The following is a 15083-nucleotide window of genomic DNA, read 5'->3' as shown; positions in this document are numbered from 1 at the left end:
AGTATGGCAGCGAGGCGTCTCGCGGCAAGAGCCCGAGACCCTGCGCGTCCTCATGGCCACCTATCCTTGGAGTCGGTCGGACAGCGCGGTCCGCTCTGTTTCCTTCCCGGATGTCCGGCCCCTATGCGGACAGGCCCCGCCTGCCGCCCGGTCGACGGACGGGTCCCCTCCAGAGAAGCTTCAACACTGCAAGGAGCCGCACCTGTGAGCAGTGCCGACGACCAGACCACCACGACCAGCAGCGAGCTGCGCGCCGACATCCGCCGGCTGGGTGACCTGCTCGGCGAGACCCTCGTCCGCCAGGAGGGCCCCGAGCTGCTGGACCTCGTCGAGAAGGTCCGCCGTCTCACCCGCGAGGACGGCGAAGCCGCCGCCGAGCTGCTGCGCGGCATCGAACTGGAGACCGCCGCCAAGCTGGTCCGCGCCTTCTCCACCTACTTCCACCTGGCCAACGTCACCGAGCAGGTCCACCGCGGCCGCGAACTGCGCACCCGCCGCGCCGCCGAGGGCGGCCTGCTGGCCCGCACCGCCGACCGGCTCAAGGACGCCGACGCCGACCACCTGCGCCAGACCGTCCAGAACCTCAACGTCCGCCCCGTGTTCACCGCGCACCCCACCGAGGCCGCGCGCCGCTCGGTCCTCAACAAGCTCCGGCGTATCGCCGCACTGCTGGACACCCCGGTCATCGAGGCGGACCGGCGCCGCACCGACATCCGCCTCGCCGAGAACATCGACCTGGTCTGGCAGACCGACGAACTGCGCGTCGTGCGGCCCGAGCCGGCCGACGAGGCCCGCAACGCCATCTACTACCTGGACGAACTGCACGCCGACGCGGTGGGCGACGTCCTGGAGGACCTGACCGCCGAGCTGGAGCGGGTCGGGGTCAAGCTCCCCGACGACACCCGCCCTCTGACCTTCGGCACCTGGATCGGCGGCGACCGCGACGGAAACCCCAACGTCACCCCCCAGGTCACCTGGGACGTCCTGATCCTCCAGCACGAGCACGGCATCAACGACGCCCTGGAGATGATCGACGAACTGCGCGGTTTCCTCTCCAACTCCATCCGCTACACCGGCGTGACCGAGGAACTCCTGGAGTCCCTGCGCGCCGACCTGGAGCTGCTGCCGGAGATCAGCCCCCGCTACAAGCGCCTCAACGCCGAGGAGCCCTACCGGCTCAAGGCCACCTGCATCCGGCAGAAGCTGGTCAACACCAAGCGGCGCCTGGCCACCGACACCCCGCACCAGCCCGGCCGTGACTACCTGGGCACCGCCGAGCTCCTCGCCGACCTGCGGCTGATCCAGGCCTCCCTGCGCGAGCACCGGGGCGGCCTGTTCGCCGACGGCCGCCTGGCCCGGACGATCCGCACCCTGGCCGCGTTCGGCCTCCAGCTCGCCACCATGGACGTCCGCGAACACGCCGACGCCCACCACCACGCCCTCGGCCAGCTCTTCGACCGCCTCGGCGAGGAATCCTGGCGCTACAGCGACATGCCCCGCGAGTACCGCGCCAAGCTCCTCGCCAAGGAACTCAGGTCACGCCGGCCGCTCGCACCCATCCCGGCGCCCGTGGACGCGGCCGGGGAGAAGACCCTCGGGGTCTTCCAGACCGTCAGGCGGGCCCTGGAGATCTTCGGCCCCGAGGTCGTCGAGTCCTACATCATCTCCATGTGCCAGGGCGCCGACGACGTCTTCGCCGCCGCCGTCCTGGCCCGCGAGGCCGGACTGATGGACCTGCACGCCGGCTGGGCCAAGATCGGCATCGTCCCCCTCCTGGAGACCACCGACGAGCTCAAGGCCGCCGACACCATCCTGGAGGACATGCTCTCCGACCCCTCCTACCGGCGTCTGGTCGCGCTGCGCGGAGACGTCCAGGAGGTCATGCTCGGCTACTCCGACTCCTCCAAGTTCGGCGGCATCACCACCAGCCAGTGGGAGATCCACCGCGCCCAGCGCCGCCTGCGCGACGTCGCCCACCGCTACGGCGTACGGCTGCGCCTCTTCCACGGCCGCGGCGGCACCGTCGGCCGCGGCGGCGGCCCCTCCCACGACGCCATCCTCGCGCAGCCCTGGGGCACCCTGGAGGGCGAGATCAAGGTCACCGAGCAGGGCGAGGTCATCTCCGACAAGTACCTCATCCCCTCCCTGGCCCGCGAGAACCTGGAACTGACGGTGGCCGCCACCCTCCAGGCCTCCGCCCTGCACACCGCACCCCGCCAGTCCGACGAGGCGCTCGCCCGCTGGGACGCGGCCATGGACGTCGTCTCCGAGGCCGCCCACGCCGCCTACCGCCGGCTGGTCGAGGACCCCGACCTGCCGACGTACTTCCTCGCCTCCACCCCGGTCGACCAGCTCGCCGACCTGCACCTGGGCTCGCGGCCGTCCCGCCGCCCCGGTTCGGGCGTCTCGCTCGACGGCCTGCGCGCCATCCCCTGGGTGTTCGGCTGGACCCAGTCCCGGCAGATCGTCCCCGGCTGGTTCGGCGTCGGCTCCGGCCTCAAGGCCCTGCGCGAGGCGGGCCTGGACACCGTCCTCGCCGAGATGCAGGAACAGTGGCACTTCTTCCGCAACTTCGTCTCCAACGTCGAGATGACCCTCGCCAAGACCGACCTGCGGATCGCCCAGCACTACGTCGACACCCTCGTCCCGGACGAGCTGAAGCACGTCTTCGACACCATCCGCGCCGAGCACGAACTGACCGTCGCCGAAGTCCTCAAGGTCACCGGCGAGAGCGAACTCCTGGACGCCACCCCGGTCCTCAAGCAGACCTTCGGCATCCGGGACGCCTACCTCGACCCGATCTCCTACCTCCAGGTCACCCTTCTCAAGCGCCAGCGCGACGCGGCCGCCGCGGGCGCCGAACCCGACCCGCTCCTCGCCCGCGCCCTGCTCCTCACCGTCAACGGCGTCGCGGCCGGCCTGCGCAACACCGGCTGACCGGGACCACCGCACACGGCTGTGCCCCCGGGGTCGTACACCCGGGGGCACAGCCGTACGCGGTCACTGCACCGCGAAGAAGGCCGCCGTCAGCAGCGCGAGACCACAACCGCCCAGACCCCACGCCACCCGGGTCAGCCGCAGCCCGCCGGCCACCACCACCGACGCCAGCAGCAGCGCGCCGCCGAGCGGCACCCAGGCGAACAGGATGCCGGCGGGACCGGACCGGACCACACCGTCGGTACCGGGCTTCACGATCACGTCGTAGGTCTGCCCCCTGCGCACCGCCACCGACTTGTCGATGACCACCCGGGAGCGCGCGGCCGCACCCGACGAGACCGGCGTGAAGGGACCCGTGCAGGTGTCCGCACCGCACGCGGTCACCTTGACCGTGCCCCGCTCCTTGCCCTTCGTCAGCATCACGTGCTGCGCGGTGCTCCAGGACCCCCACACCCCGCCGACCAGGATCAGCACGGCGACCGCGCCCATCGACACGACCCGGCCGAACCGCAGGGCGGTGGCCGGGGCCGTACGGGAGGAGGAGACCGACGCAGCAGGCATGGCCGGGATCATTGGCCATGTCCCTACGGCGGGTCAACTGCGGTAGGGGACAAGTCAGGAGTTGTAGGAGCTTTGCGCCCGCTCAAGACCCTCGGTGACCAGCGCCTCCACGGCATCGGCCGCCCGGTCCACGAAGTAGTCCAGCTCCTTGCGCTCGGCCGCCGAGAAGTCCTTCAGCACGAAGTCGGCGACCTGCATACGGCCGGGCGGCCGCCCGATCCCGAACCGCACCCGGTGGTAGTCGGCACCCATGGCCTTCGTCATCGACTTCAGCCCGTTGTGGCCGTTGTCGCCGCCGCCGAGCTTGAGCCGCAGGACGCCGTGGTCGATGTCCAGTTCGTCGTGGACCGCGACGATGTTCGCGACCGGCACCTTGTAGAAGTCGCGCAGCGCGTTCACCGGGCCGCCCGACAGGTTCATGAACGACATCGGCTTGGCCAGGATCACCCGCCGGCTTCCCGGACCCGGCGCCCCGATCCGTCCCTCCACGACCTGCGCCTGCGCCTTGCCGGCCCGCTTGAACTTCCCCCCGATGCGCTCGGCCAGCAGGTCCGCGACCATGAAACCGACGTTGTGCCGGTTCATCGCGTACTCCGGACCCGGGTTGCCGAGGCCGACGATCAGCCAGGGGGCGTTGGCGGCTGCGGGGGTGGTCACGTCCATGTCTCCTTGATACGCGCCAGCCGCCGCTCCCGGAAGGAAGCAGCGGCTGACGAACGATGAAACGACGGTGAGGATCAGGCCTCGGTGGCTTCCTCGGCCGTCTCGCCCTCTTCGCCCGCGGGGGCCTCCTCGGCCTGCGCGGCCAGGACCTGCAGGACGACCGCGTCGTCCTCGACGGCCAGGGTCACGCCGGACGGCAGGGTGATGTCCTTGGCGAGGACGGAGGCACCGGCCTCCAGGCCCTCGACGGACACGGTGACGGCCTCGGGGATGTGGGTGGCCTCGGCCTCGACCGGAAGCGCGTTCAGCACGTGCTCCAGCAGGTTGCCGCCCGGGGCCAGCTCGCCCTCGGTGTGCACCGGGATCTCGACGGTGACCTTCTCGCCGCGCTTGACCAGCAGCAGGTCGACGTGCTCCAGGTAGCCCTTGATCGGGTCACGGACCACGGACTTCGGGATCGCCAGCTCGTTGGCCTTGCCGTCGATGTCCAGGGAGATCAGGACGTTCGGGGTACGCAGCGCCAGCAGCAGCTCGTGGCCCGGGAGGGTCAGGTGGATCGGGTCCGAACCGTGGCCGTACAGGACACCGGGGACCTTGCTGTCACGACGGATACGGCGGGCGGCACCCTTGCCGAACTCGGTACGCGACTCGGCGGCGATCTTCACCTCGGACATGGTGATCACTCCTCGTAGAGGTAGACACGGTGGGGAGGTCACCCGGCCACGAACGGCCTGCTACGAAGAGCGCGTCGATAACGGACCGCCGGCACCTGCGCGAACACAGGTACGGCCTCCCTCGCCGAGCAACCCGAGCAGTCTACTCGGCGGGGAAGGCCGTACCAAAAGGATCTTCAGGGGCAGCTAACGCGGCCGCTGCAGAAACCTCACTGCTCGTCGAAGAGGCTGGTCACCGAACCGTCCTCGAACACCTCGCGCACCGCGCTCGCGATCGTCGGCGCGATCGACAGCACCGTGATCTTGTCCAGGTCCCGGCCCAGCTCACCCGGCGTCGGCAGCGTGTTGGTCAGCACGAACTCACTCACCCGCGAGTTCTTCAGGCGATCCGCCGCCGGGCCCGACAGCACACCGTGCGTCGCCGTCACGATCACGTCCTCGGCACCGTGCGCGAACAACGCGTCGGCCGCCGCACAGATCGTGCCACCCGTGTCGATCATGTCGTCGACCAGGACACACACCCGGCCCTCGACCTCGCCCACGACCTCGTGGACCGTCACCTGGTTCGCCACGTCCTTGTCACGCCGCTTGTGCACGATCGCCAGCGGCGCACCCAGACGGTCGCACCAGCGGTCCGCGACCCGCACCCGCCCGGCGTCCGGCGAGACCACCGTCAGCTTGTTCCGGTCCACCTTCCCGCCCACGTAGTCGGCCAGCAGCGGAAGGGCGAACAGGTGGTCCACCGGGCCGTCGAAGAAGCCCTGGATCTGGTCGGTGTGCAGATCGATGGTCAGGATCCGGTCCGCGCCCGCCGTCTTCATCAGATCGGCGATCAGCCGCGCCGAGATCGGTTCACGGCCCCGGTGCTTCTTGTCCTGCCGGGCGTAACCGTAGAACGGCACGATCACGGTGATGGACCGTGCCGACGCGCGCTTCAGCGCGTCGATCATGATCAGCTGCTCCATGATCCACTGATTGATCGGAGCCGTGTGGCTCTGGATCACGAAGCAGTCGGCGCCGCGCGCCGACTCCTGGTAGCGGACGTAGATCTCGCCGTTCGCGAAGTCGAAGGCCTTCGTGGGGACGACCCCGACACCCAACTGCTGGGCGACCTCCTCGGCAAGCTCGGGGTGGGCGCGGCCGGAGAAGAACATCAACTTCTTCTCGCCGGTCGTCTTGATCCCGGTCACAGCACTGTCTCCTCAGAGGTGTCTCAGCCGTACAGCTGGATGTCCAGCGACCTCTGCGCCGGGCGCCGGAGGCCGAAACAGCTGGTTAGGTGCGGGTGTGCACTTATCACGGTACGACGTCTTTGGCGCACCTGTTTCCGGTCAGTCCTCGTTCACGCCCTGCCGGGCGGCCGCCTCGGCGGCCTTCGCCGCCGGGCTCCCGGGGCGCTTCCGGGCCACCCAGCCCTCGATATTCCGCTGCTGGCCGCGGGCCACGGCCAGCGAACCGGGCGGCACGTCCTTCGTGATCACGGACCCGGCGGCGGTGTAGGCACCGTCCCCGACCGTGACAGGCGCCACAAACATGTTGTCCGAACCCGTCTTGCAGTGCGATCCGACGGTCGTGTGGTGCTTGCTCTCGCCGTCGTAGTTCACGAACACGCTCGCCGCACCGATGTTCGAGTACTCGCCGATCGTCGCGTCGCCGACGTAGGAGAGGTGCGGCACCTTGGTCCCCTCCCCGATCGAGGCGTTCTTGGTCTCCACATACGTGCCGATCTTGCCCTTGGCCCCCAGCCGCGTCCCCGCCCGCAGATACGCATACGGTCCCACGGACGCGTTCGCGCCGACATGGGCGGAATCGGCCACCGTGTTGTCCACCCGCGCCCCCGCGTCCACCCGGGTGTCCCTCAGCCGGCTGTTCGGCCCGACCTCGGCACCCTCGCCGAGATGCGTGGAGCCCAGCAACTGGGTCCCCGGGTGAACGACGGCGTCCTGCTCGAAGGTGACCGCCACATCGATCCACGTGGTCGCGGGGTCCATGACGGTCACCCCGGCCAGCATCGCCCGCTCCAGCAGCCGGTCGTTGAGGATCCTGCGAGCCTCCGCCAGCTGCACCCGGTTGTTGATCCCCGCGATCTCACGGTGGTCGCCGGCCACCGAGGCGCCGACCCGGTGCCCGGCCTCACGCAGAATCCCCAGCACGTCCGTCAGGTACTCCTCGCCCTGGCTGTTGTCCGTGCGCACCTTGCCCAGCGCGTCCGCGAGCAGCTGCCCGTCGAACGCGAACACACCCGAGTTGATCTCCCGGATCGCCCGCTGCGCCTCGGAGGCGTCCTTGTGCTCGACGATGGCCGTCACCGCGCCGGACGCGTCGTCCCGCACGATCCGGCCGTAACCGGTCGCGTCGGGGACCTCGGCGGTCAGCACGGTCACGGCGTTGCCGTCGCCGTGGTGCGTCTCGGTGAGGCGGGCGAGGGTCGCACCGGTGAGCAGCGGGGTGTCCCCGCAGACGACCACGACGGTCCCCTCGACCGTGCCGCCCAGCTCCTCCAGCGCCATCCGTACCGCGTGCCCGGTGCCGTTCTGCTGCTCCTGCACGGCCGTACGGGCGGCGGGGTCGATCGCACCCAGGTGCGCGGCGACGTGCTCACGCGCGTGTCCGACGACGACGACCAGGTTCTCGGGGTTCAACTCACGCGAGGCGGCGAGCACATGACCCACCAGGGAACGGCCACAGATCTCGTGCAGGACCTTGGGTGTGGCCGACTTCATACGGGTGCCCTCACCCGCTGCGAGAACGACGACGGCTGCCGGGCGAATGGCGCTCACGGATGTGCCCTTCGGCTGTGGAGAGGTGGGGACATCCGAAGGATACCGGGGCGTATCACGGGGGACATGAGAGCGGGCCCCGACGGTGCTGTCAGGGCCCGGACCGAGGTCTCGTGTGCGGTGGCTCCCCCGCCAGGACTCGAACCCGGACATATGGCACCAAAAGCCACAGTGCTGCCAATTACACCACAGGGGAACATCTCGCCTGAACCGGACATTTAGTCAGGTCGTCGAGTGGCGCCTCCTACTATGCCGTACCAGGCGCCTTCCGTGCGACGGTACAAGTCGGCGCCCTGTCGCACGTAGATCACGAGAGATCCGCGACAGGGGTCGCCCGTGTTCTTCCGGACCGTCGTGGGGCTGAGCCTCTTCATCGCCGCTCTGCTGAACGCCGCGGCCTCAACTCCCAGGGCGACGCCCGCGACGAACGGTTCCCGTCCGACAACTCCCCGATGGAGGCCGGGGCTGCTTGCTTCGTCGCGGTGCGTTCGAGGTCTCGTGCGGCCCGCAATCGTGCCGGCCTGCGTTCGTATCCCTCATATCCCTGCGGGAACGGGATTGATTCAGCAGTTCGAGGGATTCCAGTGGGTTTTGATGTTGTTCGGTTACGGAGGGTGGTGGGGGGCAGTAGACGAAACTCACCGGAAAAGCCCACCCTCGCGCCCGTAGGCTGGACGCATGACCACGACGGGGGCAGACCGCGCGACGGCCTTGGCAGGGCCGTGGTGGTGGTCGCGGTGGCGTAGTGCGGTGCTGGACGGTGGTCTGGCACTGGTGTCGGCGCTGGAGTGCGGCGCCGAGGGGATCCCCTTCGCACGGGACGCGGGCGTTCCGGTGTCGGCCGGGATCGTGTTCGGTCTGCTGGCCGGTTCGGTTCTGTTGCTGCGCAGGAAATGGCCGATCGCCGTCGTGCTCGTGTCGATCGCGATCACCCCGGCCCAGATGGGCTTCCTGATGGGCATCGTCGGCCTCTACACCCTCGCCGCGGCCGAGGTGCCGCGGCGGATCATCGTGGCGCTGTCCGGGATGACGTTCCTCGGCACGTTGATCGTGACGTTCGTGCGGGTCCGGCAGAGCATGGCGCGCGGGGACCTGACGATGGGGGACTGGTTCGTCCCCTTCGCGGCGCTGGCGACCTCGCTGGGGCTGACCGCGCCTCCGGTGCTGCTGGGTCTGTACGTGGGGGCGCGGCGGCGGCTGATGGAGAGCCTGCGGGAGCGGGCGGACAGCCTGGAGCGGGAGCTTCAGCTGCTCGCGGAGCGCGCGGAGGAGCGTGCGGAGTGGGCGCGGAGCGAGGAGCGGACCCGGATCGCACGGGAGATGCATGACGTCGTCGCGCATCGGGTGAGTCTGATGGTGGTGCACGCGGCGGCCCTGCAGGCGGTGGCGCGGAAGGACCCGGAGAAGGCGGTGAAGAACGCGGCGCTGGTGGGCGACATGGGGCGCCAGGCGCTGACGGAGCTGCGGGAGATGCTGGGGGTGCTGCGTTCCGGGGACGGCGGCCGGGGCCGTACGACATCGGTGTCGGTCTCCGCGGTGGTGCCGTTGGCCGCGGTGGGGGTGGCCGCGGCGGCGGCTGCTTCGCGGGTGGCCGAGGAGGAGGGGCCGTACCTGTCGGAGCTGGAGGAGCTGATCGGGCAGTCCGCGGCGGCCGGGATGGTGGTCGATCTGTCGGTGGAGGGGGACGTGCGGTCGTACGAGGTCGCCGTCGAGCAGACGGCGTACCGGGTGGTGCAGGAGGCGTTGACGAACGTCCACAAGCATGCGGCGGGTGCCAAGACCCACGTGCGGCTGGCGCATCGGGTGGCGGAGATCGCGATGCAGGTGGAGAACGAGCCGCCGCCGGAGCCGGCGTCGGCGGCGTCGGCGGGTCTGCCGTCGGGCGGGAACGGCCTGGTGGGGATGCGTGAGCGGGTGCTGGGGCTGGGCGGGGTGTTCGTGTCGGGGCCGACGGATGCCGGGGGTTTCCGGGTGTCGGCGGTGATTCCGGCGGTGTGAGCGGGGGGCGGGGTCCGGGTGCCGGTCAGGCGTGGGTGGTGAGGCGCTGGGGTTCGAGGCCCGCGATGAGGGCGGTGAGGCCGTGGTCGATGTCGGGGCCCACGTACCAGTCGCCGGTGTGGTCGAGGGTGTAGACGCGGCCCTCGGCGTCGATGGCGAGGAGGGAGCGGGTCTCGGTCTCCTCGCCGAGGGGGCAGATCTCGGTGTCGAGGGCGCGGCCGAGGTCGCCGAGGGTGCGGGCGAGGTGCAGGCCGTGCAGGGGGTCCAGGTGGAGGGCGGCGGGGGCGATCTGGCGGCCGGGCCCGCTGGGGTTGATGCGCAGGCCGCCGAACTCGGCCCAGGCTTCCACGGCGGCGGGGAAGACAGCGTGCCGGTGCCCGCCGGGTGAGGTGTGCTCGCGGAGGGCGTCGGCCCAGACCTCGGCCTGTTTTATGTCCCAGCGTCCGGGTTGCCAGCCGGCGGCGCGCAGAGCTGCGTCGACGGGCACGGAAAAGCGCGTGGTGGAGGTGCGGTCGGGGTGCATCTGCTCTTCGTTCGTGTGTGGTGCGGGTGCGGGTGCGGGTGCGGGTGCGGGTGTTCTGTCTGTGGGGGTTGGGGGGCCTGTCAGCCGTCGGTGCTGGCGGTGGGGTCGACGATGCGCACGCCGAAGTGGGCGGTGAGGGCGGCGCAGGCCCGGCAGGGGGCGGCGAAGCTGCCGTGCAGGGGGTCGCCGTCCTCACGTATGCGGCGGGCGGTGAGCTTGGCCTGCTTGAGGGCTTTGCGGGCTTCCCCGTTGGTCATGGGTTTGCGGGCGGCGCGTTTGCTGCGGGCGCTGTCGGCGGAGGCGATGTGCCGGGAGACGAGGATGGCCTCGGCGCAGCGGCCGGCGAAACGGTCCCGTTGTCCGCTGGGCAGGGTGTCCAGGAACTCCTGGACCAGCGGGTGCAGCGGAGGCGGCTGGTCGCCACGGGCGGCGGTGCCGGTGAGGGTGGCGCCGCGGACGGAGAGCGCGGCCGCGATGGTGGGCAGGATGCCGTCACGGCGGTACAGGAGGGTGGGGACGGGAGGTATTTCGTCGCTGCTCCAGCCGACCCGGGGGTCGCCTGTGGCGGCGCCGTGAGCGGCGCCGGGCACGGCGTTGTGTGGTCCCGTCTGCGTGGTGTTCATGATCGTCTTCCCCTCCCGGGCATCCCCCCGAAAGTCACAGACTGCCAAATCCCGTGGCGTGTGCGGTAGCTGGGGCGGTGCGACACGCCCGGGTTCGGGCACGCCGTCACAGCGGGGTGACGGCTGGTCACGGAAGCGGAGGCCCGGTGACCGGGGTTCGCGTACCGCATAGGCTGTCGACACCGCGATGGGCGCGGTCGACGCGTCTGGGACGTGGGAGAGACAGCCGGTTACGGGGCGGGGCGCGCCTTTGGGGTGTGGTTCCGGTTCGTACAGAGTGCCGCAGGGGGCAACCGTCATGACGACAGGTCGGCTCGGGCTGGGGGCACCGCCCAGCCGCCAGGCCGGGGGACAGGCCGCGCCGCCGAACGCGGCCTATGCGGGGCAGGTCGTGCATTTCCCGGATCCGGTGCGGGCGGCACGTCACCCGAGAGGGGTGCGTGTCGACGAGCAGGGCTATCCCGATTTCTCGCCGTACGCGCGCGCGGCGGCGGAGATCGCGGATCCGCCGGAGGGTTTCGGCGTCGACGAGTTGCGGCTGACGGACTACGTGTCGGCGAACGCGGTGCTGTCCGCGTCGGGTCACGAACTGTGGGACACGGTTCCCGCGGTGGCGACGCCGCACGGCTGGACGTGGCATCACGTGGCGGGTTCGCGGCGGCTCGAGCTGGTCCCGGTCGAGGTGAAGGCGCTGCTGCGGCACCACGGCGGGGTGTCGACGGCGCGGGTGGACCAGGGCAAGCGGGGCACGCGGCCGTTGCAGGAGACGCGCCCGGCCCATGTGGGGCTGCCCAAGTCGGGCGTGGCGGTGTCGGAGTCGCAGGTGCAGGGTGTCGAGGAGGACCTGGGCTACCGGCTGCCGGGTGCGTACCGCTCCTTCCTGAAGGCGGCGGGCGGCTGCGCGCCGGTGGGCACGGCGCTGGACGCCGGCCTCGGGCTGCTGCTGGACCAGCCGTTCTTCACGGTCCGCGACGAGGCTGCGGTCAACGACCTCGTGTACGTCAACAAGTGCCTGCGCGACCATCTGACCAAGGACTACCTGGGCGTGTGCTTCGTGCAGGGCGGTCTGCTGGCGGTGAAGGTGAAGGGCGACCGGCTGGGTTCGGTGTGGTTCTGCGCGTACGACGACGTGCGCGACGTGGATCCGGCGTTGCCGCCGGCGGAGCGGGTGGAGCGGCTCCTGCTGCCCTGTGGTGAGGACTTCGACGTGTTCCTGTCGCGGCTGGCGGGTTCCCCGCCGGAGCTGCAGACGGTGGCGAACCTGATGGTGGACGGCGGTTTCGCCCGTGCCGTCTCTGTTGGCTCGGGGGAGTGAGTTTCGGCATGGTGACGTTTGCGCAGGCGCAGGAGCGCGCGGAGGAGTGGATCAACGGCGACGTGCCGGCGTACCAGCACCGCGAGGTGCGGGTACGGGAGTTCGGCCTCGGGTTCGTGGTGTGGGGTGAGGACCGTGCGGAGGGCCCGCGTTCGGACGCGGGCGGGCAGCGACTGGTCATCGCCCGGGACACCGGTGACGCGACGCTGTGGCCGGCGCTGCCGGTGGGTGAGGTGATCCGCCGGTACGAGGAGGAGTACGGCCGTGAGGCGGAGGTCGCCGACGCGGTGCCGGCGCCCGCGGCGCGGGTCGACCTGAACCAGACCTCGTTCCTGCTGAGCCCTCCCGAGTGGCTTCAGGAGGCGGCGGACAAGCTGGGGATCCCGGACCGGCGAGCGGGAGGTGACGGGCCGTCGTCCGAGGAGACGGCCGCAGCGCCCGGGGTGGGCTCGGGCGTGGGTTCCGGTGGGCTCGCGCAGACGCAGGCGGGGGTGCCGGCGGGGGCCGGCGCGGCTTCCTGGCCGGCGGCTGCCGGGGACGCGGGGGCGGCCGCGGTGGCGCAGGGAGCGCCCGGAACACCCGGTACGCCCAGCGCGCCGGGTGCGCACGGTGCTCCTGGTGCACCCCGTGTCCCTGGTGGGCCCGATGTGCCTGCGGGCGCGACTCCTTGGGCCGGTACCGACACCAACGCCGATGCCGGTGAGGACCGTTCCGTTCCGTTGCCCGCGACCGTGTTCGCCCCGCCGCTGGGCGACTCGGACAACGGTGCGCTGGGAGACGCCGAGACGGCGCTGATGGCGGGCGGCAGTCAACTGCCGCGTACGGCGGTGTCTCAGGCGCTCGATGACCCGAGCGTGCCGGGCGCGGCGACGTACGGGTACCCGCAGGGGCCGGCTCCGGGCACACCGGCACCGGGCGCGCCCGCACCGGGCACGCCGTCCGGTCAGGCGCCCGTGGCCCCGCCCGCGCCCTCCTACGGCTACCCGCAGGCGGCCGCCCCGGGCTACGGCTATCCGCAGGCGCCGGGGAGTGCTCCGGGCGCGCCCCGGCCGCCGGCGGGTCCGGCCGCTGCGAGCCGTCCGCCCGCTCCGAACGCGAGTGACATAGCGGACGCCGCGACGAGCCGGGCCGCACCTCCGCCGCGCAAGGCGCGGGGCGCGGCGGGTGCGCCGCCTCCGCCGCCGGGCGCCCCTGGAACCCCGGGCGCGCGCCCCGGGGGCGCGTCTCAGCCGCCCGTGTCTCAGCCGCCCGCGCCGGGTGCACCGGCGGGCGGGTACGTGGCGACGCAGATGGTGTCGGCGCTGGGCCCCGAGGGGCCCGGGGGACCCGCGCAGGCGCCGGGCGCGCCCAACTCGCCCGGTGCACCGGGCACGCCGGGTGGCACGCCCCCCGGTGACGTCCATCGGGCGGCCACGATGCTGGCCGACCCGAGCGGGATGAACCCGGGCGGGCCTCAGCCCCCGGGCGCCCCCGGCATGCCGAATCCGCCCGGCGGACAGCCTCCGGCATTCGTTCCGGGCGCACCGCAGGCCCCGGGCGCTCCCGGCGTGCCTCCCGCGCCCGGCGCGCAGGGAGCGGTTCACCATGCGGAGACGGTGCTGGCCGGGCCCCCGGTGGGCGCTCCCGGCGCTCCGCTGCCCCCGCCCGCCCCCGGCGTACCCGCGGCACCGGGCGCCCCCGGTATGCCGCCGGGCGCCCCGCAGACGCCGCCGCAGGTGCCGCCGCCGGTGCCGGCCGGCGCGATGCCGCCGCAGATGCCGCCGCCCGGACAGCCCGTGCCGGGGCAGCAGCCGCCCGCGTACGGCTACCCGCAGCAGGGCCGGCCGACCGTGGGCCCCGGCTACCAGGCGGTGCTGCGCTACCGTGCGCAGGACGGTTCGGAGCAGCAGCTGATCCGGCGTTCGGCGCCGGGGACGCCGCACCCGGAGTGGCAGATCTACCACGAGCTGCGGGCCATGAACGTGCCGCCGGACCAGGTGCTGGAGCTGCACACGGAGCTGGAGTCGTGCGAGCTGCCCGGTGCCTACTGCGCGCGGATGATCCGGGAGCAGTGGCCGCAGGCGCGGCTCGCGAGCATCGCGCCGTACGGGACGGATCACGCGAGCCGGCAGCAGGGGATGCGGGAGTTGCTCGCGCACCAGGGCGAGTTGCATCAGGTGGCGGCGGGTCCGGCGCGGCCCGCGCCGGTGCGGGCGCCGTTGCCGCAGGTGCAGGCGGCGCCGCCGGTCCCGCCGGAGGCGATCGCGCAGGAGCTGGGTGCGGCGTTCGGGCCGGGGGTGTTCCGGTTCGAGCAGGCGGCGGTGTCGCGGCAGGGTGTGCCGCCGATCGTGGCGCACACGCTGGTCGCGGCCGGGCTTCCGCTGGACATGGGGCCGTTCTTCTGGGCGCAGGCACAGCCGGGCCGTCCGGTGCCGACCCTGGCGGAGCTGGCGCAGGAGCGCGGGGTGCAGCCGGCGCCGGACGCGGGCTCGTACCTCGTGATGGGCACGGACTTCGGCAAGGCGGTCTGTGTGCAGTACGGCACCGCGAACATCGTGGCCGTGCCGGTGGAGGCGGGGCCGGGCGGGGCGTCCGTGCCGCCGCAGTTCGTCAACACCGGGCTGCCGGAGTTCGCGCGCTGCCTGGCGCTGCTGGGCCGGATGTGGCGGCTCAGGTTCGGTTTGAACCAGGAGCAGGCGGGCCGTTGGACCGTCGACTTCCAGGCCCAGCTGGCCTCCCTGGACCCGGCGGCGCTCGGTTCGCCGGAGAGCTGGTGGTCGGTACTGCTGGAGCAGATGTGGGACGGCCTGCTGTGAAGCGGCGGCAGGAGCGGTAGGAACAGCCGTTGGGGGCCGGTCCGGTCGGGTGAACCGGACCGGCCCTCACGCATGCGCGCACACCGTCGCCCGGGGCCCGGGGCGGGGCGGCGGCGCCCGGCCGGGCGCCGAGGGCGCGCGGATGTGGGTTCACACCTTTCGGTGCTCTCGAGGGCCCGGCCGCGATGCATGGTAATGCGGCCGTGACATGTCT

General features: G+C 71.9%; 11 protein-coding genes and 1 tRNA gene. 4 read left to right on the top strand and 8 right to left on the bottom strand.

Going from position 1 to position 15083, the window contains the following annotated elements:
* Positions 1–204 precede the first annotated feature (204 nt).
* Complete coding sequence (gene ppc, locus ACZ4O3_RS13780) at positions 205–2937, top strand: phosphoenolpyruvate carboxylase (RefSeq protein WP_362715305.1); 2733 nt, start codon at positions 205–207, stop codon at positions 2935–2937.
* A 63-nt stretch (positions 2938–3000) separates the two neighbouring features.
* Here ppc and ACZ4O3_RS13775 read toward each other — a convergent pair whose 3' ends face one another.
* The 6 genes from ACZ4O3_RS13775 to ACZ4O3_RS13750 form a co-directional block, all read right to left on the bottom strand.
* Positions 3001–3510 carry a hypothetical protein gene (locus ACZ4O3_RS13775; RefSeq protein WP_362715308.1) on the bottom strand — a complete coding sequence of 170 codons (510 nt, stop codon included), beginning with the start codon at positions 3508–3510 and terminating at the stop codon, positions 3001–3003.
* Between the two features lie 42 nt (positions 3511–3552).
* Complete coding sequence (gene pth, locus ACZ4O3_RS13770; RefSeq protein ID WP_362715311.1) at positions 3553–4161, bottom strand: aminoacyl-tRNA hydrolase; 609 nt, start codon at positions 4159–4161, stop codon at positions 3553–3555.
* 74 nt (positions 4162–4235) lie between these two features.
* Positions 4236–4835, bottom strand: coding sequence for a 50S ribosomal protein L25/general stress protein Ctc (locus ACZ4O3_RS13765; RefSeq protein ID WP_362715314.1), 600 nt, complete (start codon positions 4833–4835; stop codon positions 4236–4238).
* Positions 4836–5044: 209 nt separating this feature from the next.
* Positions 5045–6025, bottom strand: coding sequence for a ribose-phosphate diphosphokinase (locus ACZ4O3_RS13760; protein ID WP_362715318.1), 981 nt, complete (start codon positions 6023–6025; stop codon positions 5045–5047).
* Between the two features lie 141 nt (positions 6026–6166).
* On the bottom strand, positions 6167–7615 hold the full coding sequence (glmU, locus tag ACZ4O3_RS13755; RefSeq protein ID WP_362715320.1) for a bifunctional UDP-N-acetylglucosamine diphosphorylase/glucosamine-1-phosphate N-acetyltransferase GlmU: 1449 nt from the start codon (positions 7613–7615) through the stop codon (positions 6167–6169).
* Positions 7616–7736: 121 nt separating this feature from the next.
* Positions 7737–7811: transfer RNA gene (locus ACZ4O3_RS13750), tRNA-Gln, on the bottom strand.
* A gap of 482 nt (positions 7812–8293) precedes the next feature.
* On the opposite strand from ACZ4O3_RS13750, the gene ACZ4O3_RS13745 reads away from it, so the two are divergent.
* On the top strand, positions 8294–9613 hold the full coding sequence (locus ACZ4O3_RS13745) for a sensor histidine kinase (RefSeq protein WP_362715322.1): 1320 nt from the start codon (positions 8294–8296) through the stop codon (positions 9611–9613).
* A 25-nt stretch (positions 9614–9638) separates the two neighbouring features.
* Here ACZ4O3_RS13745 and ACZ4O3_RS13740 read toward each other — a convergent pair whose 3' ends face one another.
* Both ACZ4O3_RS13740 and ACZ4O3_RS13735 read right to left on the bottom strand, forming a co-directional pair.
* Complete coding sequence (locus ACZ4O3_RS13740) at positions 9639–10136, bottom strand: SUKH-3 domain-containing protein (protein ID WP_384986694.1); 498 nt, start codon at positions 10134–10136, stop codon at positions 9639–9641.
* An 80-nt stretch (positions 10137–10216) separates the two neighbouring features.
* Positions 10217–10759, bottom strand: a complete 543-nt coding sequence (locus ACZ4O3_RS13735; protein ID WP_362715329.1) for a YwqJ-related putative deaminase — start codon at positions 10757–10759, stop codon at positions 10217–10219.
* A 298-nt stretch (positions 10760–11057) separates the two neighbouring features.
* Between ACZ4O3_RS13735 and ACZ4O3_RS13730 the strand changes: the two genes are divergently transcribed.
* The gene (locus ACZ4O3_RS13730) at positions 11058–12074 is read left to right on the top strand and encodes an SMI1/KNR4 family protein (protein ID WP_362715332.1); all 1017 of its coding nucleotides are present in this window, start codon (positions 11058–11060) and stop codon (positions 12072–12074) included.
* Between the two features lie 8 nt (positions 12075–12082).
* Complete coding sequence (locus ACZ4O3_RS13725) at positions 12083–14869, top strand: SUKH-4 family immunity protein (RefSeq protein ID WP_467722238.1); 2787 nt, start codon at positions 12083–12085, stop codon at positions 14867–14869.
* Positions 14870–15083: the final 214 nt, after the last annotated feature.

It is taken from the genome of Streptomyces sp. NPDC026515 (genome assembly GCF_055567595.1).
Note: the sequence above shows the minus strand (reverse complement) of the source record. Positions and strands in the feature narration are given on the sequence as shown.

Coding starts and splice junctions, on each gene's coding strand:
- ACZ4O3_RS13730 (WP_362715332.1), top strand. CDS start 11,058: ATGACGACAGGTCGGCTCGGGCTGGGGGCACCGCCCAGCCGCCAGGCC.
- ACZ4O3_RS13735 (WP_362715329.1), bottom strand. CDS start 10,759: ATGAACACCACGCAGACGGGACCACACAACGCCGTGCCCGGCGCCGCT.
- ACZ4O3_RS13725 (WP_467722238.1), top strand. CDS start 12,083: ATGGTGACGTTTGCGCAGGCGCAGGAGCGCGCGGAGGAGTGGATCAAC.
- ACZ4O3_RS13745 (WP_362715322.1), top strand. CDS start 8,294: ATGACCACGACGGGGGCAGACCGCGCGACGGCCTTGGCAGGGCCGTGG.
- ACZ4O3_RS13740 (WP_384986694.1), bottom strand. CDS start 10,136: ATGCACCCCGACCGCACCTCCACCACGCGCTTTTCCGTGCCCGTCGAC.
- ACZ4O3_RS13765 (WP_362715314.1), bottom strand. CDS start 4,835: ATGTCCGAGGTGAAGATCGCCGCCGAGTCGCGTACCGAGTTCGGCAAG.
- ACZ4O3_RS13775 (WP_362715308.1), bottom strand. CDS start 3,510: ATGATCCCGGCCATGCCTGCTGCGTCGGTCTCCTCCTCCCGTACGGCC.
- pth (WP_362715311.1), bottom strand. CDS start 4,161: ATGGACGTGACCACCCCCGCAGCCGCCAACGCCCCCTGGCTGATCGTC.